This window comes from Streptomyces sp. Ru71 (genome assembly GCF_002920535.1).
Lineage (GTDB): Bacteria > Actinomycetota > Actinomycetes > Streptomycetales > Streptomycetaceae > Streptomyces.
On the sequence record NZ_PQSS01000066.1, the window covers coordinates 1 to 22,680 of the forward strand.

At 73.0% G+C, this 22,680-nt stretch carries 25 protein-coding genes and 1 pseudogene; 14 read left to right on the forward strand and 12 right to left on the reverse strand.

All coding sequences use genetic code 11. The features are described from left to right. A partial coding sequence (locus tag C3489_RS29080) for a Rieske (2Fe-2S) protein (RefSeq protein ID WP_103785097.1) occupies positions 1–381 on the reverse strand: 381 nt, incomplete at its 3' end. Between the two features lie 95 nt (positions 382–476). Here C3489_RS29080 and C3489_RS29085 point away from each other — a divergent pair. The 7 genes from C3489_RS29085 to C3489_RS29115 all read left to right on the forward strand — a co-directional run bounded on the left by C3489_RS29085 (position 477) and on the right by C3489_RS29115 (position 6,656). Next, positions 477–1,241 carry a HipA family kinase gene (locus C3489_RS29085; protein WP_103785060.1) on the forward strand — a complete coding sequence of 255 codons (765 nt, stop codon included), beginning with the start codon at positions 477–479 and terminating at the stop codon, positions 1,239–1,241. Then, on the forward strand, positions 1,238–1,687 hold the full coding sequence (locus C3489_RS29090; protein WP_103785061.1) for a DUF3037 domain-containing protein: 450 nt from the start codon (positions 1,238–1,240) through the stop codon (positions 1,685–1,687). Before C3489_RS29085 ends, C3489_RS29090 begins: the two co-directional genes overlap by 4 nt. A 277-nt stretch (positions 1,688–1,964) precedes the next feature. Next, entirely contained in the window at positions 1,965–2,726 is a 762-nt protein-coding gene (gene fabG, locus C3489_RS29095; protein WP_103785062.1) for a 3-oxoacyl-ACP reductase FabG, read from the forward strand. A 12-nt stretch (positions 2,727–2,738) separates the two neighbouring features. Beyond that, positions 2,739–3,503, forward strand: a complete 765-nt coding sequence (locus tag C3489_RS29100; protein WP_103785063.1) for an SDR family oxidoreductase — start codon at positions 2,739–2,741, stop codon at positions 3,501–3,503. Between the two features lie 218 nt (positions 3,504–3,721). Next, on the forward strand, positions 3,722–5,305 hold the full coding sequence (locus C3489_RS29105; RefSeq protein WP_103785064.1) for an ABC transporter substrate-binding protein: 1,584 nt from the start codon (positions 3,722–3,724) through the stop codon (positions 5,303–5,305). A gap of 81 nt (positions 5,306–5,386) precedes the next feature. Further along, positions 5,387–6,070, forward strand: coding sequence for a uracil-DNA glycosylase (ung, locus tag C3489_RS29110; protein WP_103785065.1), 684 nt, complete (start codon positions 5,387–5,389; stop codon positions 6,068–6,070). 112 nt (positions 6,071–6,182) lie between these two features. After that, positions 6,183–6,656, forward strand: coding sequence for a hypothetical protein (locus C3489_RS29115; RefSeq protein ID WP_103785066.1), 474 nt, complete (start codon positions 6,183–6,185; stop codon positions 6,654–6,656). A 28-nt stretch (positions 6,657–6,684) separates the two neighbouring features. Here C3489_RS29115 and C3489_RS29120 read toward each other — a convergent pair whose 3' ends face one another. From C3489_RS29120 to C3489_RS29130, 3 genes are all read right to left on the reverse strand, one after another. Beyond that, entirely contained in the window at positions 6,685–7,047 is a 363-nt protein-coding gene (locus C3489_RS29120) for a hypothetical protein (protein WP_308460827.1), read from the reverse strand. Between the two features lie 244 nt (positions 7,048–7,291). After that, entirely contained in the window at positions 7,292–7,807 is a 516-nt protein-coding gene (locus C3489_RS29125) for a DinB family protein (RefSeq protein WP_103785067.1), read from the reverse strand. A gap of 44 nt (positions 7,808–7,851) precedes the next feature. After that, positions 7,852–8,436: a TetR/AcrR family transcriptional regulator gene (locus tag C3489_RS29130; protein WP_103785099.1), complete on the reverse strand. Its 585-nt coding sequence runs from the start codon at positions 8,434–8,436 to the stop codon at positions 7,852–7,854. Positions 8,437–8,514: 78 nt separating this feature from the next. Between C3489_RS29130 and C3489_RS29135 the strand changes: the two genes are divergently transcribed. Both C3489_RS29135 and C3489_RS29140 read left to right on the forward strand, forming a co-directional pair. Next, positions 8,515–9,696, forward strand: coding sequence for an FAD-dependent monooxygenase (locus tag C3489_RS29135; protein ID WP_103785068.1), 1,182 nt, complete (start codon positions 8,515–8,517; stop codon positions 9,694–9,696). An 11-nt stretch (positions 9,697–9,707) separates the two neighbouring features. Continuing rightward, complete coding sequence (locus C3489_RS29140; protein ID WP_103785069.1) at positions 9,708–10,619, forward strand: Gfo/Idh/MocA family protein; 912 nt, start codon at positions 9,708–9,710, stop codon at positions 10,617–10,619. Here C3489_RS29140 and lnt read toward each other — a convergent pair. Then, positions 10,537–12,111, reverse strand: a complete 1,575-nt coding sequence (gene lnt / locus C3489_RS29145; RefSeq protein ID WP_103785070.1) for an apolipoprotein N-acyltransferase — start codon at positions 12,109–12,111, stop codon at positions 10,537–10,539. The two genes, C3489_RS29140 and lnt, sit on opposite strands and share 83 nt — an antisense overlap. 124 nt (positions 12,112–12,235) lie before the next feature. Then, positions 12,236–12,709, reverse strand: coding sequence for a nuclear transport factor 2 family protein (locus C3489_RS29150; protein WP_103785071.1), 474 nt, complete (start codon positions 12,707–12,709; stop codon positions 12,236–12,238). Positions 12,710–12,801: 92 nt separating this feature from the next. On the opposite strand from C3489_RS29150, the gene C3489_RS29155 reads away from it, so the two are divergent. Both C3489_RS29155 and C3489_RS29160 read left to right on the forward strand, forming a co-directional pair. After that, positions 12,802–13,413 (forward strand): DUF4291 domain-containing protein, encoded by a 612-nt coding sequence (locus tag C3489_RS29155; RefSeq protein ID WP_103785072.1) that lies wholly within the window; start codon positions 12,802–12,804, stop codon positions 13,411–13,413. 49 nt (positions 13,414–13,462) lie between these two features. After that, positions 13,463–14,203: an SDR family NAD(P)-dependent oxidoreductase gene (locus C3489_RS29160; RefSeq protein ID WP_103785073.1), complete on the forward strand. Its 741-nt coding sequence runs from the start codon at positions 13,463–13,465 to the stop codon at positions 14,201–14,203. 344 nt (positions 14,204–14,547) lie between these two features. On the opposite strand, the gene C3489_RS29165 is transcribed toward C3489_RS29160, so the two are convergent. The 4 genes from C3489_RS29165 to C3489_RS29180 all read right to left on the reverse strand — a co-directional run bounded on the left by C3489_RS29165 (position 14,548) and on the right by C3489_RS29180 (position 17,145). Next, complete coding sequence (locus C3489_RS29165; RefSeq protein ID WP_103785074.1) at positions 14,548–14,727, reverse strand: hypothetical protein; 180 nt, start codon at positions 14,725–14,727, stop codon at positions 14,548–14,550. An 81-nt stretch (positions 14,728–14,808) separates the two neighbouring features. After that, on the reverse strand, positions 14,809–15,327 hold the full coding sequence (locus tag C3489_RS29170; RefSeq protein ID WP_103785075.1) for a DUF1877 family protein: 519 nt from the start codon (positions 15,325–15,327) through the stop codon (positions 14,809–14,811). Positions 15,328–15,361: 34 nt separating this feature from the next. Further along, the gene (locus tag C3489_RS29175) at positions 15,362–16,237 is read right to left on the reverse strand and encodes an undecaprenyl-diphosphate phosphatase (protein ID WP_103785076.1); all 876 of its coding nucleotides are present in this window, start codon (positions 16,235–16,237) and stop codon (positions 15,362–15,364) included. 140 nt (positions 16,238–16,377) lie between these two features. Then, complete coding sequence (locus tag C3489_RS29180) at positions 16,378–17,145, reverse strand: TVP38/TMEM64 family protein (RefSeq protein ID WP_103785077.1); 768 nt, start codon at positions 17,143–17,145, stop codon at positions 16,378–16,380. Positions 17,146–17,194: 49 nt separating this feature from the next. Here C3489_RS29180 and C3489_RS29185 point away from each other — a divergent pair. From C3489_RS29185 to C3489_RS29195, 3 genes and pseudogenes are all read left to right on the forward strand, one after another. Continuing rightward, a pseudogene (locus tag C3489_RS29185) lies at positions 17,195–17,916 on the forward strand (DNA alkylation repair protein). Positions 17,917–18,168: 252 nt separating this feature from the next. After that, positions 18,169–19,338: an elongation factor Tu gene (tuf, locus tag C3489_RS29190; protein WP_103785078.1), complete on the forward strand. Its 1,170-nt coding sequence runs from the start codon at positions 18,169–18,171 to the stop codon at positions 19,336–19,338. 15 nt (positions 19,339–19,353) lie between these two features. Beyond that, positions 19,354–20,199: a spermidine synthase gene (locus C3489_RS29195; RefSeq protein WP_103785079.1), complete on the forward strand. Its 846-nt coding sequence runs from the start codon at positions 19,354–19,356 to the stop codon at positions 20,197–20,199. On the opposite strand, the gene C3489_RS29200 is transcribed toward C3489_RS29195, so the two are convergent. Both C3489_RS29200 and C3489_RS29205 read right to left on the reverse strand, forming a co-directional pair. Further along, positions 20,161–21,462 carry an MFS transporter gene (locus C3489_RS29200; protein ID WP_103785080.1) on the reverse strand — a complete coding sequence of 434 codons (1,302 nt, stop codon included), beginning with the start codon at positions 21,460–21,462 and terminating at the stop codon, positions 20,161–20,163. The genes C3489_RS29195 and C3489_RS29200 overlap by 39 nt on opposite strands. A 114-nt stretch (positions 21,463–21,576) precedes the next feature. Continuing rightward, positions 21,577–22,650 (reverse strand): hypothetical protein, encoded by a 1,074-nt coding sequence (locus C3489_RS29205; RefSeq protein WP_103785081.1) that lies wholly within the window; start codon positions 22,648–22,650, stop codon positions 21,577–21,579. Between the last annotated feature and the right edge of the window lie 30 nt (positions 22,651–22,680).

Consider the following 22,680-nt stretch of genomic DNA (forward strand, 5'->3'; position numbering starts at 1 on the left):
CTCGGGCAGCGGCCGGGTCGCCGGGGCCCGCTTCACGCTGCCGTCGGCGATGGAGAACTCGCTGTGGTGGCAGGGGCAGGTGATGACCCCGTCGCGCACACCGCTGACCGCGCAGCCCTGGTGGGTGCACTTGGCGGAGAACGCCTTGAACGAGCCCGCCGTCGGCTGGGTGACCACCACCTGATGGTCCTTGAAGATCTTCCCGCCGCCCTCGGGGATGTCCGACGTCTTCGCCAGTACGGTCCCCGACTTCGCCGTGGAACCGCCGCCGTCGCCCGAGCCGCACGCGGTCAGCGCGACGGCGGCACCGGCGACGCCCATCGCGGCGACGACGGTGCGGCGGGTGGGGCACGAGGCGGCCTCGTACGATTCGCTGGTCATGCCGACGTCCCTTCGGTGGAAGCCTGGAGATACGCAGATCAGTACGGCTCCGGGGGACGGGCGGTTCACCTCGCGGCCACAAGTAACCTGGGGCGATGCTCAAGGAAGTCACCGCGACCCGCTACATCACGCCTCTGCGGGAGGGCGGCTCGCTGCCGGGGCTCGTCGAGGCCGACGACCTCGGGACGTACGTCATGAAGTTCACCGGCGCCGGGCAGGGCCGCAAGACGCTGGTCGCCGAGGTGGTGTGCGGTGAGCTCGCCCGGAGGCTGGGCTTCCGGGTGCCGCGCCTGGTGACCCTCGACCTCGACCCGGTGCTGGGACTCGGCGAGCCGGACGCGGAGGTGCAGGGGCTGCTGCGCTCCAGCGGCGGCACCAACCTCGGCATGGACTTCCTCTCCGGCGCGCTCGGCTTCGACCCCCTCGCCTTCGCGGTCACGCCCGAGGAGGCGGGCCGGATCATCTGGTTCGACGCGCTGATCAACAACGTCGACCGCTCCTGGCGCAACCCCAACCTGCTGGTGCGGCGGGGCGAGCTGTGGCTCATCGACCACGGCGCCACGATGATCTGGCACCACAACTGGCCTGGCGCCGAGACCTCCGCCGCGCGTCCCTACGACGCCGGCGACCACGCCCTGCGCGGCTTCGCCCCCGACCTCGCGGGCGCCGCCGCCGAGCTGGCCCCGCTCGTCACCGAGGACCTCCTCGCCGAGGTCACCGCCGAGGTGCCCGACGCCTGGCTGACCGGCGAGCCCGGCTTCGAGCGGCCCGACGAGCTGCGGCGGGCCTACGCGCGCCCGCTGCTGGCGCGGGCCGCCGTCATCCACGAGCGCGTCACGGGGATCGAGGGGGACAAGTGAGCGAGCAGCACATCCACGTGGCCGGCGGACTCGCCGAGCGCCACATCACCCGGGCCGGGCAGGGCGGCGGCCGGGACGTCTACGAGTACGCCCTGCTGCGGGTGGTGCCACGGGTGGAGCGGGGTGAGTGCATCAACGCGGGCGTGCTGGTCTACTGCCGCGCGCAGGCCTACGTCGGCGCCCGCACGCACCTCGACGAGGCGCGGCTGCGGGCCCTGGACCCGGAGGCGGACGTGCCCGGCATCCGGGCGGCGCTGCGGGCCGTGGAGGAGGTCTGCGGCGGCGGCCCCGGCGCGGGCCAGGCGTCCGGCGACGACGCCGGCCGCCGTTTCCGCTGGCTGATCGCTCCCCGCTCGACGATCGTCCAGCCGGGCCCGGTCCACACGGGCCTCACGTCGGACCCGTCCACGGAGACGGAACGGCTGCTGAACCTGCTGGTGCGCTGACCGCCACGGGTCACTGGAGATGACGCCTGCGGCCCTGCTGCGACCACCGGCCGCGGGCGCTGTGCCGCAGACGAACGACTCGCTCCGCTCTGCGGTTCCCCACCCCCCTGACAGGTAATGGATCACACCGGGCCGGTGTGCCGTTGACACCGCGTGCCAACGCTTCTAGCGTCACCTTCGCCGAAGGTACTAAGCGGTCGCTCACCCATGGGGCGTACCGTAGGAGCAACATAGCCGGCAGGCGTTCAGGCTTTCTCAAGGGCGAGGAGAAACAGCAATGTCCACCACTGAGCAGAGGGTCGCCGTAGTCACCGGCGCCGCGCGCGGCATCGGCGCCGCCACCGCCGTACGACTGGCCGCCGAGGGCCGTGCGGTCGCGGTGATCGACCTCGACGAGGCCGCCTGCAAGGACACCGTCGAGAAGATCACCGCGGCGGGCGGCAAGGCGATCGCCATCGGCGCGGACGTCTCGGACGAGGCCCAGGTCGAGGCGGCCGTCGCCCGCGTCGCCGAGGAGCTCGGAGCGCCGACGATCCTGGTCAACAACGCGGGCGTGCTGCGCGACAACCTGCTGTTCAAGATGAGCGTCGCCGACTGGGACACCGTCATGAACGTGCACCTGCGCGGCTCCTTCCTGATGACCCGCGCCTGCCAGAAGCACATGGTCGACGCCGGCTTCGGCCGTATCGTCAACCTGTCCTCGTCCTCCGCCCTCGGCAACCGCGGCCAGGTCAACTACTCCGCCGCCAAGGCCGGCCTGCAGGGCTTCACCAAGACGCTCGCCAAGGAGCTCGGCAAGTTCGGCATCACCGCCAACGCCGTCGCCCCCGGCTTCATCGCCACCGAGATGACCAAGGCCACCGCCGACCGCGTCGGCATGGGCTTCGAGGACTTCAAGGCGGCCGCCGCCACCCAGATCCCGGTGGCCCGTGTCGGTGAGCCCGAGGACATCGCCAACGCCGTCGCCTTCTTCACGGGCGAGGCGGCCGGATTCGTCTCCGGCCAGGTCCTGTACGTCGCCGGCGGACCGCTCAACTAAGGGACAGCGCACATGACTTCCGAACTCCCCGAGCTGTCGGGCAAGGTCGCCCTCGTCACCGGCGCCAGCCGCGGCATCGGCTACGGCGTCGCGGAGGCGCTCGTCGCCCGCGGTGACCGCGTCTGCATCACCGGCCGCAACGAGGACGCCCTGAAGGAGGCCGTCGAGAAGCTCGGCGCCGACCGGGTCATCGGCGTCGCCGGCAAGGCGCACGACGAGGCCCACCAGGCCGAGGCCGTCGAGCGCACGATGGAGGCCTTCGGCCGCGTCGACCACCTGGTCAACAACGCCGGCACCAACCCGGTCTTCGGCCCGATCGCCGACCTCGACCTGAACGTCGCCCGCAAGGTGTTCGAGACCAACGTGATCTCGGCGCTCGGCTTCGCCCAGCGCACCTGGCACGCCTGGCAGAAGGACAACGGCGGCGCGATCGTCAACATCGCCTCCGTGGCGGGCCTCGCCCCGTCGCCCTTCATCGGCGCCTACGGCGTCAGCAAGGCCGCGATGGTCAACCTGACCATCCAGCTCGCGCACGAGTTCGCGCCCAAGGTGCGGGTCAACGCGATCGCCCCGGCTGTGGTGAAGACCAAGTTCGCCCAGGCGCTCTACGAGGGCCGCGAGGAGGAGGCCGCCGCGGTCTACCCGCTCAAGCGGCTCGGCGTGCCCTCCGACATCGGCGGCGCGGCCGCGTTCCTGACCTCGGAGCAGTCCGACTGGATCACCGGCCAGACCCTCGTCGTGGACGGCGGCCTGTTCCTCAACGCCGGCGTCGCCTGACGCCCGGCGCCGCCACCGGCGCCGTATGACGATTCGGGCGCCGTTACCGTCACACTCTTGACGGAAACGGCGCCCGTGTCCGCAAAAGGGCCTGTTCCGGGCCGATGACAACGTAGTCATCAACAGTCTGTTCACATGGTGACCGAACCAGGTTCAACAACCGGCGCACTGCGGTATGGTCTGCCGACCCTTGGTATGGCAGATCGAGGAGCGTGCGCGTGTTCAACCGGAACCGATGCCTGCGGCAAGTGGCGGCGATCGCTTCCATAACGTCCCTGATGACCGGCTGCGGCCTGGTGTCGGGCGGCGACTCCAAGGACGCGGGACCCATCGTCGTGGGCACCACGAGCGCACCCAGCACGCTCGACCCGGCCGCCTCCTGGGACGGCTCGTGGGAGCTGTTCAGGAACATCTACCAGACGCTGCTCGCGTACCCGAACGCCGCGACCACGCCCCAGCCGGACGCCGCCAAGGAGTGCTCCTTCACCGACGCCTCCAACCAGACCTACCGGTGCGTGCTGCGGCCCGGGATGAAGTTCGCCGACGGCGACCCGCTGGACGCCAAGGCGGTGGCCTACTCCATCGAGCGCATCCGCCGCATCAACGTCCCCGGCGGCCCCGCCGGACTGCTCGGCAGCCTCAAGAGCGTTACGGCCACCAGCGACACGGAGGTGGTCTTCCGGCTCAACAAGCCGGACGCCACGTTCCCGTTCGTGCTGGCCACCCCGGCGATGTCCATCGTCGACCCCGACGACTACCCCGCCGACGCGCTGCGCAAGGACGGCAAGGTCTTCGGCTCCGGCCCCTACGTCCTGAAGTCCTACGACGAGGGCAAGGAGGCGCAGCTGGAGGCCAACGACCACTACGAGGGCTACGCCAAGCGCAAGAACGACGCGGTGACCATCCGCTACTTCCAGGACTCCTCCGTCATGGTCAAGGCGCTGCGCGACAAGCAGATCGACGTGACCTACCGCGGTCTGGCCGCCGACGACATCGTGGCCCTGCAGCGCAAGGACGGCACGCAGCGCCTGCAGTTGGTGGAGAGCACCGGCGCGGACATCAGCTACCTGGTGTTCAACCCCAAGGACAAGTGGGCCGGCAAGGCCGCCGTGCGCCGGGCCGTCGCCCAGGTCGTGGACCGCGGGGCCATCGCCCACAAGATCTACAGGGACACCGTGGACCCGCTGTACTCCATGGTCCCCAAGGGACTCACCGGTCACACCACGGGCTTCTTCGACGACTTCGGCGAGCCGGACACCGACAAGGCCCGCAAGATCCTGTCCGAGGCGAACATCTCCACGCCCGTCCCGCTGACCCTGTGGTACGCCACCGACCGCTACGGCTCGGAGACCGCCCTGGAGTTCCAGGAGATCAAGCGGCAGCTCGACGCCTCCGGCCTGTTCACGATCACCCTGAAGAGCCGGCCCTGGAAGGCCTACGTCGAGGGCTACCAGAAGGGTGAGTACCCGGTCTTCGGGCGTGGCTGGTTCCCCGACTTCCCGGACCCGGAGAACTTCATCGCCCCGTTCGTCGGCGACCAGAACGCGCTCGGCACGCCCTACCCGCAGCCCGAGATCACCGGCATCCTGCTGCCCCGCTCGCGCCGCGAGAGCGACCGCGCCAACGTGGTCAAGGACTTCGAGGAAGCCCAGAAGATCATGGTGGAGGACGCCCGGCTGCTGCCGCTGTGGCAGGGCAAGCAGTACGTGGCCGCCAGCGAGGACATCGCCGGTCCGGAGCGGGCGCTGGACCCCTCGACGATCATGATGATGTGGGAGCTGTCCCGCAAGACCAGCTGGTAGGGACCGCGCGGGAGGCGTTGTCAGTGGGTGCCGGTAGGTTCTGAAGTCAGGAAGCGACCGCACGATCTCAAGGACGTTGACGTGACCGACATCGCCATGCTGCCCGAGTCCTGGCGCGGGGTTCTGGGCGAGGAACTGCAGCAGCCCTACTTCAAGGAGCTGATGGAGTTCGTCGAGGAGGAGCGGGCGAACGGTCCCGTGTACCCGCCGCGCGAGCAGGTCTTCGCCGCGCTGGAGGCCACGCCGTACGACCAGGTGAAGGTCCTGATCCTCGGTCAGGACCCGTACCACGGCGAGGGACAGGGGCACGGCCTGTGCTTCTCGGTGCGGCCGGGCGTGAGGATCCCGCCGTCCCTGCGCAACATCTACAAGGAGATGAACGCCGAGCTGGGTACGCCGATCCCCGACAACGGCTATCTGATGCCGTGGGCCCGGCAGGGCGTGCTGCTGCTCAACGCGGTGCTGACGGTGCGCGGCGGCGAGGCCAACTCGCACAAGGGGCGCGGCTGGGAGAAGTTCACCGACGCGGTGATCCGCGCGGTGGCCGGCCGGCCCGACCCGGCGGTGTTCGTGCTGTGGGGCAACTACGCGCAGAAGAAGCTCCCGCTGATCGACGAGAGCCGGCACGCGGTGGTCAAGGGCGCGCACCCCTCACCGCTGTCGGCGAAGAAGTTCTTCGGCTCCCGCCCGTTCACCCAGATCAACGAGGCGGTGGCCCGGCAGGGCCACGACCCGATCGACTGGACGGTGCCGAACCTGGCCTGAGCCGCCGCCGGGCCGGTTCCCCGTGGGTCGGCCCGGTGCCGCCTGAGCGGGATCGCCGGTGCCTGCGGTTAGCGTCGGGGGCAAGAGCGGGACGGCCGACGGAGGGTGCGCGGTGGCGGAGCGACAGGAGCGGACGGCGTCGGACGCCGTGCTGACGCGGATCGGACAGGTGGTGATGCTGCTGCACGGCGGGGACCACGAGGAGGCCCGGCACCGCTTTCTCGCTCTGTGGGCGGAGATCGGGGAGGACGGCGACCCGCTGCACCGCTGTACCCTCGCCCACTACCTGGCCGACACCCAGGACGATCCGGCCGACGAACTCGCCTGGGATCTCCGGGCGTTGACGGCCGCCGAGGAGCTCACCGGCGACCGGCTCGACCGGCACGAGGGGGCGCCCGCCGCCCGGGCGCTGTATCCCTCGCTCCATCTGAACCTGGCGGCCGACTACGTCCGCCTCGGCCACCCCGACGCCGCCCGCACCCATCTCGCCCGGGCCCGCCGGGCGTCCGGCGCCCTGGCGGACGACGGCTACGGCGACGGCGTCCGGGCGGCGATCCGGCGGCTGGAGTCGCGGCTGGGGGAGTGAGCGGTACGGCCCCCGCGGGGTTCCCCGCTCAGCGGCCGTACGTCTGCTTGCAGATCCGCGCCTGGGGGCTGTCCGGGCTCCAGCCGCCGTACTGCTCGCCCAGGCCGCACACGTCGGTGCCGCGGCGGACGGTGTCGCGCACGTCCGGGATGGGCGCGCGTGGCGTCTGCGTGCGGTGGTGCTCCGGCCGGGCGGCGCGGTGGTGCGGCGTCTCCTCGGTGTGGTGCTGCGGCCCGGGCCGTGTCCTGTGCCCGGGCGCCGGATGACCGGCTGCCGCCGGGCGGTGGGGCTGCTCGGGCTGCGGGCGCCGGGACGGTCCGACCATCTCCAGGGCCTCTTGGGCGGGTGCCTGCACGATCCGCTGCTCGGCCTGGCCGTCCGGCCGGGGCACGGAGGGTGACGCGGACCTCACCGGCGGGGCCGGCGGCCCCGACGCGGGCGGACGCTGGACCGTCACACAGCCGGAGAGGGCCGAGACAGCCACGGTGACCAGGAGCGTTGCGGTGGTCGTCGTTCGATGCACCCGCGCCACTCTGCTGGTTGCGCGGCGCGGAAGGTCGGCGGACAAGCGCAGGATGCCCCGCACGGGTGATCTCGCACCCCGTACGGGGGTTCCGGGCGCGTCCCTGCTGACGTCAGTCGCCCGTGGCGCCGTCGATCCGCTCCCGGATCAGGTCGGCGTGGCCGTTGTGGCGGGCGTACTCCTCGATCATGTGGGTGTAGATCCAGCGCAGGGAGACGGGCCGCCCGCCGCCGTGCCTGGTCACGCCCTTCGACAGGTCGTCCAGGGCGAAACCCTCCGCGTTGCGCCGGGCGGCGTCGATCTCCGACCGCCAGGTGGTGTGCGCCTCCTGCCAGGTGTCGGCCTCGGTGAGATGGAACTCCCCGTCGGGGTCCTCGTCGCTGAACCAGATCGGCCCGGCGCCGTCGTCGGCGAGCACCTTGCGGAACCAGATCCGCTCCACCTCCGCCATGTGCCGCACCAGCCCCATGAGGGACAGCTCGGAGGGCTCCACGGCCGCCGTCCTGAGCTGGGCGTCGGTCAGGCCCTCGCACTTCGCGGCGAGGGTCAGGCGGTGGTAGTCCAGCCAGCCCTCCAGCATGGTGCGTTCGTCGGCGTCGGCGGCGGGGATGCGGCGCTGTGTCGTCATGCCCGCATCCTCGTCCAGGCAGTGCGGGGCCGACCAGCGGATTTTCAGCTCCCGAGCATGCCCGCCAGCAGCTCGCGCACCCCCTGCCGCACCGCTTCGAGGGGCGGGGCCTCGTACGCGCCGGCCACGCAGGAGAACATCAGCCCGTCCGCCCAGGCGGTCAGCGACAGCGCGTGCCGGTCCGGGTCAGGGGAGCCCAGGGCGGTGGCCAGGGCGGTCAGCTGGTCACGGAAGCGGGCGCCGGTGGCGTCGTAGCAGGCGCGCAGTCCGGGGCGGCGGGTGGCCTCCAGGGCCAGTTCGTAGCGGGCGAGCGTGAGGTCGCGGTGCCGGGTCAGCGCCCGGTGCAGGGCCAGGGCCAGCGCGTCGACCACCGCGTCGGTGCCCGCGCCCGGGTCGGGCATCTCGTGCAAGGCAAGTACCCGGGCCTCCCGCTCGGCGAGCCGGCGCACCGTCAGCTCCAGCAGCGCCTGGCGGGTGCGCGCCACGTTCGACGTCGAGCCCTGCGGCAGCCCGGCCGCCTCGTCGACCGCCCGGTGGGTCAGTCCGCGCATCCCGCGTTCGGCGAGCAGGGCCAGGGCGGTGTCGGCGACGAGGTCGGCGCGGGAGCTGTCGTGGGTGCGTGCGGACATGGAGGTCACGCTACCCGGCTCACTACACCTGTAGTACATTCGACGCGTACTACAGCTGTAGTCGCATGAGGAGGAACGATGAGCCAGGCACAGCGCGCCGTCGTCATCGGCGGCGGCATCGGCGGGCTGACCGCGGCCGCCGCCCTGCACCACAGGGGCCTCGACGTCACTGTCCTGGAGCGGGCCCGCTCCCTCGAACCGGTCGGTGCCGGCATCTCGCTCGCCCCCAACTCCCTGCGCGCCCTGGACGTCATCGGACTCGGCGACGAGATCCGGGACCTGGCCGCCTGGCAGGGCGACGGAGGTCTGCGCACCCCGGGCGGCCGGTGGCTGTCCCGCTCCGACGCCGACGCCGCCGCGGCGCGGTTCGGCGGGCCGATGGTGCTGCTGCACCGCGCGACCCTCGTCGACCGCCTCGCCGCGCAACTCCCGCCCGGCGCCGTGCGCACCGCCGCCGGGGCAGGCGTCGCCGACCCCGGTGACGCGCGCCGCCCGGCGCTCGTGCGCACCGCCGACGGCGAGCTGGAGGCCGACCTGGTGGTCGCCGCCGACGGCATCCGCTCCGCCGTACGCCGCACGCTCTTCCCCGAGCATCCCGGGCCCGTCTACTCCGGCTTCACCACCTGGCGGGTCGTCATCCCCCTGCCCGGCGTGGCGTTCGCGTCGCACGAGACCTGGGGCCGGGGCCGCATCTGGGGCACCCACCCGCTCAAGGACGGCCGCGTCTACGCCTACGCCGCAGCCACCACCCCGCCCGGCGGACGCGCCCCCGACGACGAGCGGGCCGAACTGCTGCGCCGCTTCGGCGACTGGCACGACCCGATCCCCGCCGTCCTCGCCGCCGCCCGCCCCGAGGACGTGCTGCGCCACGACGTGCACCACATCGCCGAGCCCCTGCCGGCCTACCACCGCGGCCGCGTCGCCCTCCTCGGCGACGCCGCGCACGCCATGCCGCCCACCCTCGGCCAGGGCGGCAACCAGGCCGTCGAGGACGCGATCGTGCTCGCCCACCACTATGACGACCTCGCCGCCTACACCGCCGCCCGGCTGCCCCGTACGACGGCGATCGCCCGGCAGGCGCTGAAGGTCGCCCGTCTCGACCTCACCACCAGCCGGACCATGATCGCCGTCCGGAACGCGGTGATCGCCTCCCTTTCGAAGGCGGGACCCGCGCTCTTCCTGCGGAGCTTTGACGGCATCGCCGACTGGCGGCCACCGCAGGCCCCGTATGCTGCCGTTCAGTCAGCGGACCCGCAGTGAAGGAGCCCGGAGTGAAGGTCGGCGTCATCGGACTCGGCGACATCGCGCAGAAGGCGTACCTGCCGGTGCTCGCCTTCCAGCCCGGTGTGGAGCTGCACCTGCAGACCCGCACCCCGGCCACACTGGACCGGGTCGCCGACAGCCTGCACCTGCCGGCGGCGCAGCGCCACCGCGACCTGGACTCCCTGCTGGCACAGGGGCTGGACGCCGCGTTCGTGCACGCCCCCACCTCCGTGCATCCGGAGATCGTCACCGCGCTGCTGGAGGCCGGTGTCCCGACGTACGTCGACAAGCCGCTCGCCTACCAACTCGCCGACTCCGAGCGGCTGGTCGAGCTCGCCGAGCGGCGCGGCGTCTCGCTCGCCGTCGGCTTCAACCGGCGCTTCGCCCCCGGCTACGCGCAGTGCGCCGACCATCCGCGCGAGCTGATCCTGATGCAGAAGAACCGGATCGGGCTGCCCGAGGAGCCGCGCAGCATGATCCTGGACGACTTCATCCACGTCGTGGACACCCTGCGGTTCCTGGTGCCCGGTCAGATCGACGACGTCGGCGTGCGCGCCCGCGTCGAGGGCGGGCTGCTGCACCACGTCGTGCTCCAGCTCGCCGGCGACGGTTTCACCGCGCTCGGCGTGATGAACCGGCTCAGCGGCTCCAACGAGGAGATCCTGGAGGTGTCCGGACAGGACACCAAGCGCCAGGTCGTCAACCTCGCCGAGACCGTCGACCACAAGGGCCAGCCCACCGTGCGCCGGCGCGGCGACTGGGTGCCGGTGGCCCGGCAGCGCGGCATCGAACAGGCCGTGCTCGCCTTCCTGGACGCCGTGCGCGCCGGCCGCGTGCTCAGCGCCCGTGACGCACTGGAGACTCACGAACTGTGCGAGCGGGTGGTACGTGCGGTGCGGGAGCGCTCCGGCGCAGCCTGACCGCCCGCACGCCCTCCGCCAGGCCCAGTGCGACGAGCACCAGCACCGCCAGGTCCACCGGCCAGTCGCCGTAGCGGACGTACGGGGTGACCCCGTCGGCGAGCGGCACCTCGAACACCGCGGCCCGGCTCGCGTCCGTGCCCAGCCAGGAGCCGACCCGCTCACCGCCCGGGCCGTACACCGCGGACACGCCGGTCAGCGTGGCGTGCACCATCGGCCGGCCGGACTCGGCGGCACGCAGCGCGGCGAGCGAGGCGTGCTGCTCCGGCGCCCAGCTGCGCTGGAACGACGACGTCGACGACTGGCCGACGAGCACGTCCGCGCCGTCCTGGGTGAGCCGCCGGCTCATGTCGGGGAACGCCGTCTCGAAGCACACCAGCGGGCCCAGCCGCAGCCCGTGTCCGGCGTCCATCACGACCTGCCCGGTGCCGCGCCTGCGGTCCTCGCCGGCCGCCTTGCCCACCGAGGTCGCCCAGCCGAGCAGCGAGCGCGCCGGGACGTACTCGCCGAACGGCACCAGGCGCATCTTGTCGTAGCGGTCCCCGGTGAGCCCGTCCGCCCCCACCAGCACCGAACTCTTGTAGATACCGGGCCGGTCGGAGCGCCGCGCGTCCACGTTGACCAGGATGTCGGCGCCCGTCTCGCGGGACAGCGCAGCGATACGCCGGGCCAGGTCGGGCCGCGCGGTCAGGTCGAAGCCGACGCTGCTCTCGCCCCACACGATCAGGTCGACGTGCTGCCCGGCCAGCTGCCGGGTCAGCCGCTCCTCCACGGCGAAACGCCGGTCGCCGCTGTCGAGGCCGTCCACGACCCCGGGCTGGACGACGGCGATCCGCGCCTGGCCGTCCACGTGCGGGCGCGGCGACCACACCCAGGCCGCCGAGGTCGCCGCCGCGGTGGCCACCAGGCCGGCCACGGCGGGCATCCGCGACTCCCGCACCGCGACCAGCACTGCCGCCGCCACGTTCACGGCCACCACCAGGAAGCTGAGCAGCCACACCCCGCCCACCGACGCGAGCCGCAGCGCGGGACCCACCTGCCACTGACTGGCGCCCAGCATGCCCCACGGTCCGCCCAGCCCCTGCCAGGAGCGCACCAGCTCCACCATCAGCCAGGCCGACGGCAGCACCAGCAGCGCCGCCGCGACCCGGCCCCTGGCCGGCACGCCCGCCAGGAAGCGGTGCACCAGCCAGGCCCAGGGCGCCCACAGCGCGCCCAGCAGGGCGGCCAGCACGAGCGTGAACACGTGCAGGTCGGGGAGCAGCCAGTGGTGCATGCCCAGCATGAAGCCGAACCCGCCGCACCAGCCGTCGTACGCCGCGCGCCGCTGGGTCGGGGCGCCGCGCGCCAGCAGGATCCAGGGCACCAGGGCGACGTACGCGAACCACCACGCGGCGGGCGCCGGGAAGGCGAGCACGGGCAGGGCGCCGGCCAGCGCGCCGAGGGCCGCGCGGCGCCAGGGGGAGGCGAGCCAACTGCTGAGCGTCTTCATATGCCGCCCTCCTACCCGGTGGGGGCTCCAGTGTGCGCGCCGAACGCGATCTGCCGACAGGGGACCCCACCGGGCGACACGACCTGCCGACCGGGGACCCGGCCCGGACGTGCGGAACCCCCGTTCAGGCGGTCGCCGCCGGGGGCGGGCGGCGCCACTTCTCCTCGACGACCACCTCCCGCAGCCGCCAGCCGTCGTCGGTGCGGACGGCGGCGAAGGCATAGCGGCCGCCGCACACGAAGTCCGGTGCGGTGGAGGCGCCGTCGGTGCCCGCCAGCCGCATCGGGTTGACGTAGTCGGCCCGCACCTGGGCCGTGTCGCCGGTCTCCTGGTCCAGCACGCCGAAGCGCAGCCGGCGGTTGACGATGAGGTGCTGGCGCATCGCGAACGCCCGCATGCTCTCGGCGAGCCACTCGGCGACCCGCTCGGCGTCCCCCGCGATGCCGCCGGCCGAGCGGTAGTCCGCCCGCCCGTCCGGAGCGAACAGCTCCCGGTACGCGGCCCAGTCGCCATCGTCGACCGCCGCCGCGTAGTCGGTCACCAGGGCGTCCACGGCCAGCCGGTCTCTTACGGTGGCGAGCTCCACACGCTGCGTCATCGGACCAGTGTTGGTCATCGCGCCGTTGCAGCCAAGGGACATGCCGCGATATTCGGTGGCCGGACCGGGGACACGCGGGCCACCCTGCCGGGGTGAACGATCAGAACGTCGTACCGGAACCCCGTTACCGCATCCGCGCCCGCTACACGGACACCACGGTGACCGTCTATCAGGCCTACCGCCCGCAGATCGGCCGCCCGGCCGCCCGCACCGGCCGTTTCCCGTCCTCGTGGAAGCGCGACCGCATGACCTGGATCAAGCCGTCCTTCCTGTGGATGATGTACCGCTGCGGCTGGGGGACCAAGGAGAACCAGGAGACCGTCCTCGCCGTCGAGATCACCCGCGAGGGCTTCGAGTGGGCCCTGCGCAATGCCTGCCTGTCCCACCACGTGCCCGAGCTGCACGGCGACCGGGCTTCCTGGAAGCGGCAGTTGGCGCAGGCGCCGGCGCGGGTGCAGTGGGACCCGGAGCGCGATGCGCACTTCACCGCGCTGCCGCACCGCTCGCTGCAGCTGGGTCTGAGCGGCGAGGCCGCGGCGCGCTACGCCGACGAGTGGATCGTCGGTATCGAGGACGTGACTCCGCTGGCGGCCGAGATCCATGCCCTGGTGCGGGCCGGCGAACTCGACGCGGCGACCGGGAAGCTGCCGGTGGAGCGGCCGTATCCGGTCCAGGGGGATCTGCTGGCGCATCTGTGCCTCTAGAGTGATCGATGATCGATCAAATGCCCGTCGCTCACCTCCGGGGGTCCTCATGGCTCGTCCTCTCACCGTCGTCACCGGCGGCAGCCGCGGCATCGGCGCCGCGACCTGCCTGAGACTCGCCTCCGACGGACACGACGTGGCGGTGGGCTACGTCCGGGACGCCGAGGCCGCCGAGCGGGTCGTGGACGCCGTGCGCGCGGCCGGCGGGCGCGGGCTCGCGGTGCGCGTGGACACGTCCGTCGAAGCCGACGTCGACCGGCTCTTCGCCACCGTCGAGCGGGAGTTGGGGCCGGTGACGGGGCTGGTGAACAACGCCGCGGTCACCGGGCCGCTCGGCCGGCTCGCCGACACCGCCACCGCCGATGTGCGCCGGGTGGTGGAGGTGAACCTGCTCGGGGCGCTGCTGTGCGCCCGGCGTGCCGCCCAGCTGATGACACCGAGGGGGAGCGGGGTGATCGTGAACGTGTCGTCGGCCGCCGCGACGCTCGGCAGCCCCGGCGAGTACGTCCACTACGCCGCCACCAAGGCCGCCGTGGACGCGCTCACCCTCGGGCTGGCCAAGGAACTCGGCCCGGACGGCATCCGGGTCAACGCGGTCGCGCCCGGTGTGATCGACACCGAGATGCACGCCACGATGGGCGACCCGGAGCGGGCGCACCGCGCGGCGGCCACGATTCCGCTGCGGCGCCCCGGCCGCGCCGAGGAGATCGCCGCCGCCGTCGCCTGGCTGATGTCCCCGGACGCCGCGTACACCACGGGGGCGGTGCTACGGGTGTCGGGCGGACGATGACGGCGTGGGCCGGGGCTTCCCGGCCCGGGCGGCCGACCACGCCCCGAGGCACCGGGCGGCCGGGCTGCGCCCCGAGATTCCGGGGGGTCGGGCTGCGCCCCGTGGCGCCGGGCGGCCTCGCCGCGCCCCGAGATGCCGGGCCACCGCGCCGCGTCCCGAGGCGCCGGGTGGCCGCGTCGGGACCGAGGTGCCGTGTGTCTGGCCGCCCCCGAGGCGCCGTACGACCGGGCCGCGCCCCCGGGATACCGGGTCACCCCCCCGCGCCCCGAGGCGCCGGGTGGCAGGGCCGCTCCCCGGGATGCCGGTTGGCCGGGCCGCGCCTCAAGGGGGCGCGGCGCCGTGCTTCACGCCGCTGCGGCCACCTCGCCCCGTACCGCCGCGGCCCACTGCACCACCAACAGCTCGTACTCCGCGCGCTCCTGCTCCGACAGCGAGCCGCCCGCGCGCATCCACAGCGCGCGGATGCGTTCGTTCACCTCGGCGGCCGAGCGCACGGAACCAGAGGTCCTGGAATCGGGGAACATGCCCGCAAGCCTAGGGGCAGAAGCTGACACTGCGCTACCGGTTGGCTACAGGATCACGCACGGCTTCTGTCGGATTCGCGCTCAGTCGATCCACACGACGACACACTGCCCGCGCCGTGCGGCCCCGGCGTAGAACTCGCGCAGCGCGGTGAAGTGTTCGCTCAGGTGGGCCCGCACATCACCGCTGAAGCCCTCCGCGTGACCGCAGGCGGCCGCCGCTTCGGCCGGTGCGTCCGGCAGCTCGGCGAGCAGCGCGGCCACGTCGACGTCCCCCAGGTCCCGGGCGATCTTCTCGACCTCGGCGGGGTCCAGCACGCGCGGCGGGTCGGTGAAGCCGTCGTACACCTCGTCGTGGTCCAGATACCCGGCGGTCTGGCCGTACGTGGCCGAGACCGCGCGGTCGAGCAGCCCGGCCACGGCCGGATCGGCGCCGCCGGAGCGGCAGTACGCGGCGAGCCCCCAGCTCGCCCAGCCGGTGTCCAGGCGGTCGGACGCCGGCGGGTCCCAGCCCGGAGCGGCGCCCGGGGAGTCGAGCGCCGACTGCCGGCAGCGCTCAAGGTACTCGGGGGACACGCGCGCGAACTGCTGGGAGAGTGCCATGGAGTCATACCTCCCCGGTCCGGCGGCCCGCGATTCAGCCCGCGGACTCCGCCGCGTGCGGGCTGAGGACGCCCGCCGTCACGAGGGCGATGATGACGGCGCCGAGGACGACCCGGTACCAGACGAACGGCATGAAGGACTTGCTGGAGATGTACTTCATGAACCAGGCGATGACGGCATATCCGGAGCCGAACGCGATCACCGTCGCGAAGATCGTCGGCCCCCAGGCGACATGGTCGCTCTCCATCGCGTCCTTCAGCTCGAACAGCCCGGACGCGAGCACCGCGGGGATCGCGAGCAGGAAGGAGTAGCGGGCGGCGGCCTCGCGCCGGTAGCCCATGAACAGGCCGCCGCTGATGGTCGCACCGGACCGGGAGACGCCCGGGACCAGCGCGCACGCCTGGCACAGACCGAAGATCAGGCCGTCCTTCACGCCCAGGTCCTGCAGCGTCTTGCGCTGCTTGGGCGCCCGGTGCCGGCCGCCGGACTCGTCACGGGCCGCCAGCCGGTCGGCGATGCCTATGACGACACCGACCACGATGAGCATGGTCGCCGTGACCCGCAGATCGCGGAACGGCCCCTCGATCTGGTCCTTGAACGTGACGCCGAGCACGCCGATCGGGATCGAGCCGACGATGACCAGCCAGCCCATCTGGGCGTCGTGGTCCCGGCGCATGGACCGGTCGTACAGCGAGCGGAACCACGCGGAGAGGATGCCCGCGATGTCCTTGCGGAAGTAGATCAGCACGGCGGCCTCCGTACCGATCTGGGTGATCGCCGTGAAGGCCGCGCCCGGATCGTGCCAGCCCGAGAAGGCCGCGGTCAGCCGCAGATGCGCGCTGGAGGAGACGGGAAGGAACTCGGTCAGCCCCTGGACGAGTCCGAGGACGAGCGATTCAAACCAAGACATGAAGTTACGTCAGTCCAAGAGCCGGTCGTGGAGGGGCGACGGGGCACTGGGCCGCCGTACGCGATGATCACGTGTCGAGGGCAGCGTAGCGTCCCCGGATGACGGCCCCTTCCCTGGGGCGGCGGCCCGGACCCGCCCCCTCAGCGGCGGCGCAGATGGTGCCGCTTGCGCCAGGCCACCACCGCCCCCGCCACCGCAGGCAGCGCGATGCCGGCCATCGCCAGCAGGAAGGCCGGGGACGTCGGGGTGGTGGCGCGGGCGCCGGCCAGCGCGTAGGCGGCGGTGTTCGGGACGGAGCCGAGTGCCGTCGCGAGCAGGAAGGGCAGACAGCGCATCCGGGAGACGGCCGCGCAGTAGTTCGCCGCCCAGAAGGGCATGCCGGGGAACAGCCGCGCCAGCAGCATCGAGCGGAAGCCGTGCCGGCTGAGCTGTCCGTCCGCCGCCTTCAGCAGCCGGCCGCGCAGCAGCGGGCGCAGCGCGTCCTGCCCGAGCGCCCGGCCCAGGCCGAAGGCGATCCCGGCGCCCAGCACGGTCCCGGCCAGCGACGTGGCGAGCCCCAGCGACGTGCCGAACAGCGCACCCGCCGCGAGGTTCAGCAGCGGCCGCGGCACGAAGGCCACCGTGCACAGCCCGTACGCCACCGTGAACGCAGCGGCCGCCGCCGCCCCGCCGGCCTGCGGGGACCAGCCGTGCGTCAAAAGCCGCTGTGGCTCGAACAGCAGCACTGAGCAGCCGGCCGCCGCGAGCAGCGCGACCAGCAGCGAGAAACGGGACCAGGGCGAGCGCAGCACGCGGGTGCAGCGCGCGGTGAGCGTGCCGGGGACGGGCGCGGGGACCGCGAGCTCCATGGCGGCGGCCGGGCGCGAGGCCACCGCGGTGCCCCCAGAGCGGGTGGGTGCATCGGGCATCCGGCGACAGTAACCGACACAGGTGTCTGATCGCCGTATGGTCTGTCTCATGACCGTCACAGGTACGGGCCCCGCCGCCGTGCCCCGCAGTGCGCTCGCCGATGCCGTCCCGCCGCGGCTGACCGAGGTGTACGGGGCCGCCGCCGACGGGGACCGGGCCGGGGCCATGCGCGCGTACATGAAGGACGTCGCCCCCTTTCTCGGCATCCCCACCCCCGCGCGCCGTGCCCTGTCGCGCACCGTCCTGGCCGGCACAGCGCGCCCGGCCGAGGCGGACTGCGCGGCGATCGCGCTGCGCTGCTGGGCGCTGCCCGAGCGCGAGTACCACTACTTCGCCGTCGACTGTCTGCGCCGGCACGTCGGCCTTGCTCCTCCGGCTTCCTGCCCGTGGTCCGGCACCTGATCACGACCGTCCCCTGGTGGGACACCGTCGACCTGCTCGCCGCCCATGTCGTCGGCCCGCTGGTCGCGGCCGACCCGGCGCTCGCGGCCACCATGGACGCCTGGATCGACGACGACGACCTGTGGGTCGCCCGTGCCGCCCTGCTGCACCAGCTGCGGTTCAAGGCGGACACCGACACCGAGCGGCTGTTCGGCTACTGCCTCCGCCGTAGCGGCCACCCCGACTTCTTCATCCGCAAGGCCATCGGCTGGGCCCTGCGCGAGTACGCCAAGACCGACCCGGACGCGGTGCGCGACTTCCTCGTCCGGGAGCAACGGCGCCTCGCGCCGCTGAGCGTGCGCGAGGCGCTGCGGAGCATCGGCGCCTGAACAGCCGTAAGGCGATAAATCGTTCGACGCCGGGCGGCCGCTCGGCGATGATCGACGTCATGTTCCGGTACGCCTTCCTTCTCGCAGCATCCGCCGTCGCGGATGCCCCGAAGGCTGCCGTTCCCGTCATCCTGGCCGCCGTCGACGGCGCCCGAAGCTGACCCTCCCCGGATCGTCCCGCGGACCCCGCAGGGGGAGGGTCGGCGGTTCCTTGGGGTCCCTTCTCCTCCTACGAGGCTTCGAGGTACAGCCATGCCCAAGACGGCTTACGTGCGCACCAAACCGCATCTGAACATCGGCACCATGGGACACGTCGACCACGGCAAGACGACCCTGACCGCCGCCATCACCAAGGTGCTGGCCGAGCGCGGCACCGGCACGTTCGTGCCCTTCGACCGCATCGACCGCGCCCCGGAGGAGGCCGCCCGCGGCATCACCATCAACATCGCGCACGTCGAGTACGAGACCGACACCCGCCACTACGCCCATGTGGACATGCCGGGCCACGCCGACTACGTCAAGAACATGGTCACCGGCGCCGCGCAGCTCGACGGGGCGATCCTCGTCGTCTCCGCGCTCGACGGGATCATGCCGCAGACCGCCGAACACGTGCTGCTGGCCCGGCAGGTGGGCGTGAACCACATCGTCGTCGCGCTGAACAAGGCCGACGCCGGAGACGAGGAGCTGACCGACCTGGTCGAGCTGGAGGTCCGCGACCTGCTCACCGCGCACGGCTACGGCGGCGACGCCGCGCCCGTCGTACGGGTTTCCGGGCTGAAGGCGCTTCAGGGCGACCCGCGCTGGACGGCGTCCGTGGAGGCGCTGCTCGACGCGGTGGACACCTATGTGCCCATGCCGGAGCGGTACCTGGACGCGCCGTTCCTGCTGCCGGTGGAGAACGTGCTCACCATCACCGGCCGGGGGACGGTCGTCACCGGCGCCGTCGAGCGCGGCACGGTCCGGGTCGGCGACCGGGTCGAGGTGCTCGGCGCCGGCGTGGACACCGTCGTGACCGGCCTGGAGACCTTCGGCAGGCCCATGGAGGAAGCGCAGGCCGGGGACAACGTGGCGCTGCTGCTGCGCGGCGTGCCCCGGGACGCCGTACGGCGCGGGCACGTGGCCGCCGCGCCGGGCAGCGTGGCACCGCGCCGGCGCTTCACGGCACGGCTGTACGTGCTGTCGGCGCGCGAGGGCGGCCGGACGACGCCGTTGGCCACCGGGTACCGGCCGCAGTTCTACATCCGCACCGCCGACGTCGTCGGCAGCCTCGACCTGGGCGCGGCGGCGGTGGCGCGGCCCGGCGAGACGGTCGACGTGACCGTGGAGCTGGGGCGCGAGGTGCCGCTGGAGCCCGGGCTCGGGTTCGCCGTCCGCGAGGGCGGGCGGACGGTGGGCGCGGGGACGGTGACCTCCGTCGGCTGAGGCGACAATGGTGTCGTGAGCGATGCCATACCCGTCACCCGCGTCACCGACCACGGGACCGCGAAGCTGATGCCCGACGTCGACCGTGAGCGTGCCTGGCTGCTCACGGTCGACGGAGCACCCCAGTCGTACGTCGACCTCGACGACCCGGCGTACCTGGAGTTCGAGTACGCCCGGCGGCTCGGGCACGTGCTGGACACCGTCGCGGAGCCGGGGCGGCCGCTGGACGTGCTGCACCTCGGCGGCGGAGCGCTCACCCTGCCGAGGTACGTGGCCGCGACCCGCCCCGGCTCCCGGCAGGACGTCGTCGAGGCCGACCGGGGGCTGCTGGACCTGGTCGTGGAGCAGCTGCCGCTGCCCGCCGCCTGCGGTATCGCCCTGCACCCGGCGGACGCGCGGGCCTGGCTGGAGGCGGCCGAGCCGGACAGCGCCGACGTGCTCGTCGCCGACGTCTTCGGCGGCTCCCGCATCCCCGCGCACCTGACCACCCTGGCCTACGCCCGCGCGGCCGACCGGGTGCTGCGGGACGGCGGCGTCTACGTCGCGAACCTGGCCGACGGGGCGCCGTTCGCCTTCCTGCGCTCCCAACTGGCCACCTTCGGCGCCCTCTTCGGGGAGCTGGCGCTGATCGCCGAGCCGGGCGTGCTGCGCGGGAGGCGCTTCGGCAACGCGATCCTGCTCGCCGCGCACCACCCGCTGGACACGGCCGCGCTGGCCCGGCTGACCGCCGCCGACGCCTTCCCCGCGCGGGTGGAGCACGGGCCGGCGCTGCGCGCGTTCACGGGTGACGCCCGCCCGGTCACGGACGAGGACGCGGTGCCCTCACCCGTGCCGCCCGACGGGGCGTTCGGCATCGGCTGACCCCTCCGCGCCGCCGGCCGCCACGGTCTTGGTACGGCGGCGCAGCCGGCGCACGTCCGGCACGCACAGCACGGCCGCGGTGACCGCCACGACGAGGGCCGCGCACCCCCACAGGGACGCCGTGCGCCCGAAGGCGCTCTCCGCCGGGCCGGCCATCGCCATGGCGACGGGCACCAGGGCCACCGAGCCGAACCAGTCGTAGGCCGACACCCGCGACAGCTTCTCCTCCGGTATCTCCTGGTGCAGCGCCGTCATCCAGGACACGCCGAACACCTCCAGCGTGACGCCGGTCGTGAACATCACCGCGCACAGCACCCCCAGCGGCACCGGCACGGCCAGCGCCGCGGACGGCAGGGCCAGCGGGAAGACGCACAGGGTGCCGGCCAGCAGCAGCCGGCGGGGCTTGAAGCGGGTCATCAGCAACGCCCCGGCGACCGTGCCCGCGCCGAAGAAGCCGAGCGCCAGTCCCCAGGGCCCCGCCCCGCCGAGGTGGTCGCGGGCGACGAGGGGGCCGTAGACCGCGTCGGCGGCGCCGACGACCGCGTTGGCGACGGAGAACTGCGCGACGATGCCCCACAGCCAGGGCCGGCTCACGAACTCCCGCCAGCCTTCCCTGAGATCGGCGAGGATGCCGCCGCCGGGAGCGCGCGGCGGGATGTGCCGCACGTCGAGGAAGGAGCGCAGCGCCCCGGCGAGCGCGAAGGCGACCGCGTCGGCGGCGAGCACCCAGCCCGGCCCGACCGCGGCGACCAGCGCCCCGCCCGCGGCCGCGCCGCCCAGGGCCGCGCCCTGCATCGCCATCCGGAACACGGCGAACGCCCGCCCCGCGTGCTCGCCCTCCACGGACGACAGCAGCATGCCCTCGGCGGCCGGGCTGAAGAACGCCTGCCCGGTTCCGCCGAGCGCGGTGAGCAGCATCATCTGCCACAGCTGCGGGCTGCCGGTGAGGACGAGGACGGCGAAGACGCCCTGCGAGAGGCAGTTGAGCGCGTTGGCGGCGACCATCACCCGGTGGCGCGGCAGCCGGTCCGCCACCGCCCCGCCGATCAGCAGGAACAGCACCAGCGGCACCGTGCGCGCGGCCGCCACCAGTCCCACGTCGCCGCCGTCCCCGCCGGCGCCGAGCACCGCGAACGCGGAGGCGATGAGCGCGGCCTGGCTGCCCCCGCTGGTGAGGAACGCGGCGAGGGTCAGCAGGCTGTAGTTCCGCCCGGCCCAGGAGGGCCGGCGCGGACGGCGGGGGGTGTCGGAGGCGGAGGTCACCCGGTGACTATGACCGGCGGGACGCAGGCCTGCCAAACCGATTCCCCTCCCGCCCCGTGCGGGGCACGGGGCGGAGCGGCGTACGGGGTCGGCTCACGACCGGTCCGTACCGGGTCAGCTCACGACCGGGTCGCCGTGCAGCCGGACCGTGCTGAGGATCTGCTGGATCGTCGCGTCGGGCACCTCTTCCTTGACGCCCTTGACGCCGTAGAAGGTGAAGGCGACGAAGTTGCCGACGGAGTTCTTGAAGGCGAACGTGGTCGCCTTGCCGTCGGTGTCGCACTTGGCCTTCTTCGGCACCCCGGTCGTGAAGCTGGTGGCGACGTCGCCCTTGAGGCCCGACTTGGTCGTGAACGGCGCGGGGTTGCCGATGGTCAGGTACTTGCGGCTGGTCTTCTCGTTCTGGTCGGTGTAACCGCCGAAGGCCCAGGTGGCGGAGTCGCCGCGGGCGACGCTGGCGGTGTCCTTGGCGCCGTTCTCGCCCTTGGTGCCCGCCGCCGCCAGCTCCTTGTCGCTGGTCCGGCCGTTCGAGACGGACGTGCACCACTTCTCGTTGTAGAAGGCCGGCGCGCTCATACCGATGTACGCGGAGCCGTCGCCCTTCTGCTCGTCCTCGAACCCGATGAACAGACCCGGGTCCTTGACGACCCAGTTGGCGGGGACGTCGAACGCCGTGCCGTACTTGGGGTTGATGACGACCTTCCACCCCGGGATGGTCGCCTTCTCCGCCTCGCCGGAACGGGGGTTGTCGCCCGCTCCGGACCCGGTCGGCTGCGTCGTCGGGGTCGGCGACGCGGACACCGACGGCGGGGTCGTCGGCTTGTCCGAACCACCGGCCGTCGTCTTCTCGTCGTCACCGCCGAACACGACGAACCCGGTGACGGCCGCCGTCAGCACCACCGCGCCGGCCGAGACGATCGCGACGAGCTTGGTCCGGTTCTTGTCGCCGCCGCCGCTGCCGCCGCCCAGGTTTCCGGGCGGGGGCGTGGCCGGCTGCGGAACGCCGGCCGGCGTGGGAGCCCCCCACTGCGACTGCTGCCCATAGGGGTTGGGCTGCTGATAACCGGGCTGCTGATACGGATTCGGATTCGGCTGCTGGTACCCCGGCTGACTCGGTTGCTGATACGGGTTGTTCTGCGCGTTCGGGTTCGGCTCGCCCCCGGGCGGCTGCTGCTGTCCTGGCCACATGGCGCTCCACCCTAGTGCCGCCACGGACAC

Excerpts from the sequence above, each read along its gene's own strand:
- C3489_RS29085 (WP_103785060.1), top strand. The coding sequence starts at position 477 with ATGCTCAAGGAAGTCACCGCGACCCGCTACATCACGCCTCTGCGGGAG.
- fabG (WP_103785062.1), top strand. The coding sequence starts at position 1,965 with ATGTCCACCACTGAGCAGAGGGTCGCCGTAGTCACCGGCGCCGCGCGC.
- C3489_RS29100 (WP_103785063.1), top strand. The coding sequence starts at position 2,739 with ATGACTTCCGAACTCCCCGAGCTGTCGGGCAAGGTCGCCCTCGTCACC.
- C3489_RS29125 (WP_103785067.1), bottom strand. The coding sequence starts at position 7,807 with ATGACGACACAGCGCCGCATCCCCGCCGCCGACGCCGACGAACGCACC.
- C3489_RS29130 (WP_103785099.1), bottom strand. The coding sequence starts at position 8,436 with ATGTCCGCACGCACCCACGACAGCTCCCGCGCCGACCTCGTCGCCGAC.
- C3489_RS29135 (WP_103785068.1), top strand. The coding sequence starts at position 8,515 with ATGAGCCAGGCACAGCGCGCCGTCGTCATCGGCGGCGGCATCGGCGGG.
- lnt (WP_103785070.1), bottom strand. The coding sequence starts at position 12,111 with ATGAAGACGCTCAGCAGTTGGCTCGCCTCCCCCTGGCGCCGCGCGGCC.
- C3489_RS29150 (WP_103785071.1), bottom strand. The coding sequence starts at position 12,709 with ATGACGCAGCGTGTGGAGCTCGCCACCGTAAGAGACCGGCTGGCCGTG.
- C3489_RS29160 (WP_103785073.1), top strand. The coding sequence starts at position 13,463 with ATGGCTCGTCCTCTCACCGTCGTCACCGGCGGCAGCCGCGGCATCGGC.
- C3489_RS29165 (WP_103785074.1), bottom strand. The coding sequence starts at position 14,727 with ATGTTCCCCGATTCCAGGACCTCTGGTTCCGTGCGCTCGGCCGCCGAG.
- C3489_RS29170 (WP_103785075.1), bottom strand. The coding sequence starts at position 15,327 with ATGGCACTCTCCCAGCAGTTCGCGCGCGTGTCCCCCGAGTACCTTGAG.
- C3489_RS29175 (WP_103785076.1), bottom strand. The coding sequence starts at position 16,237 with ATGTCTTGGTTTGAATCGCTCGTCCTCGGACTCGTCCAGGGGCTGACC.
- C3489_RS29180 (WP_103785077.1), bottom strand. The coding sequence starts at position 17,145 with ATGCCCGATGCACCCACCCGCTCTGGGGGCACCGCGGTGGCCTCGCGC.
- tuf (WP_103785078.1), top strand. The coding sequence starts at position 18,169 with ATGCCCAAGACGGCTTACGTGCGCACCAAACCGCATCTGAACATCGGC.
- C3489_RS29205 (WP_103785081.1), bottom strand. The coding sequence starts at position 22,650 with ATGTGGCCAGGACAGCAGCAGCCGCCCGGGGGCGAGCCGAACCCGAAC.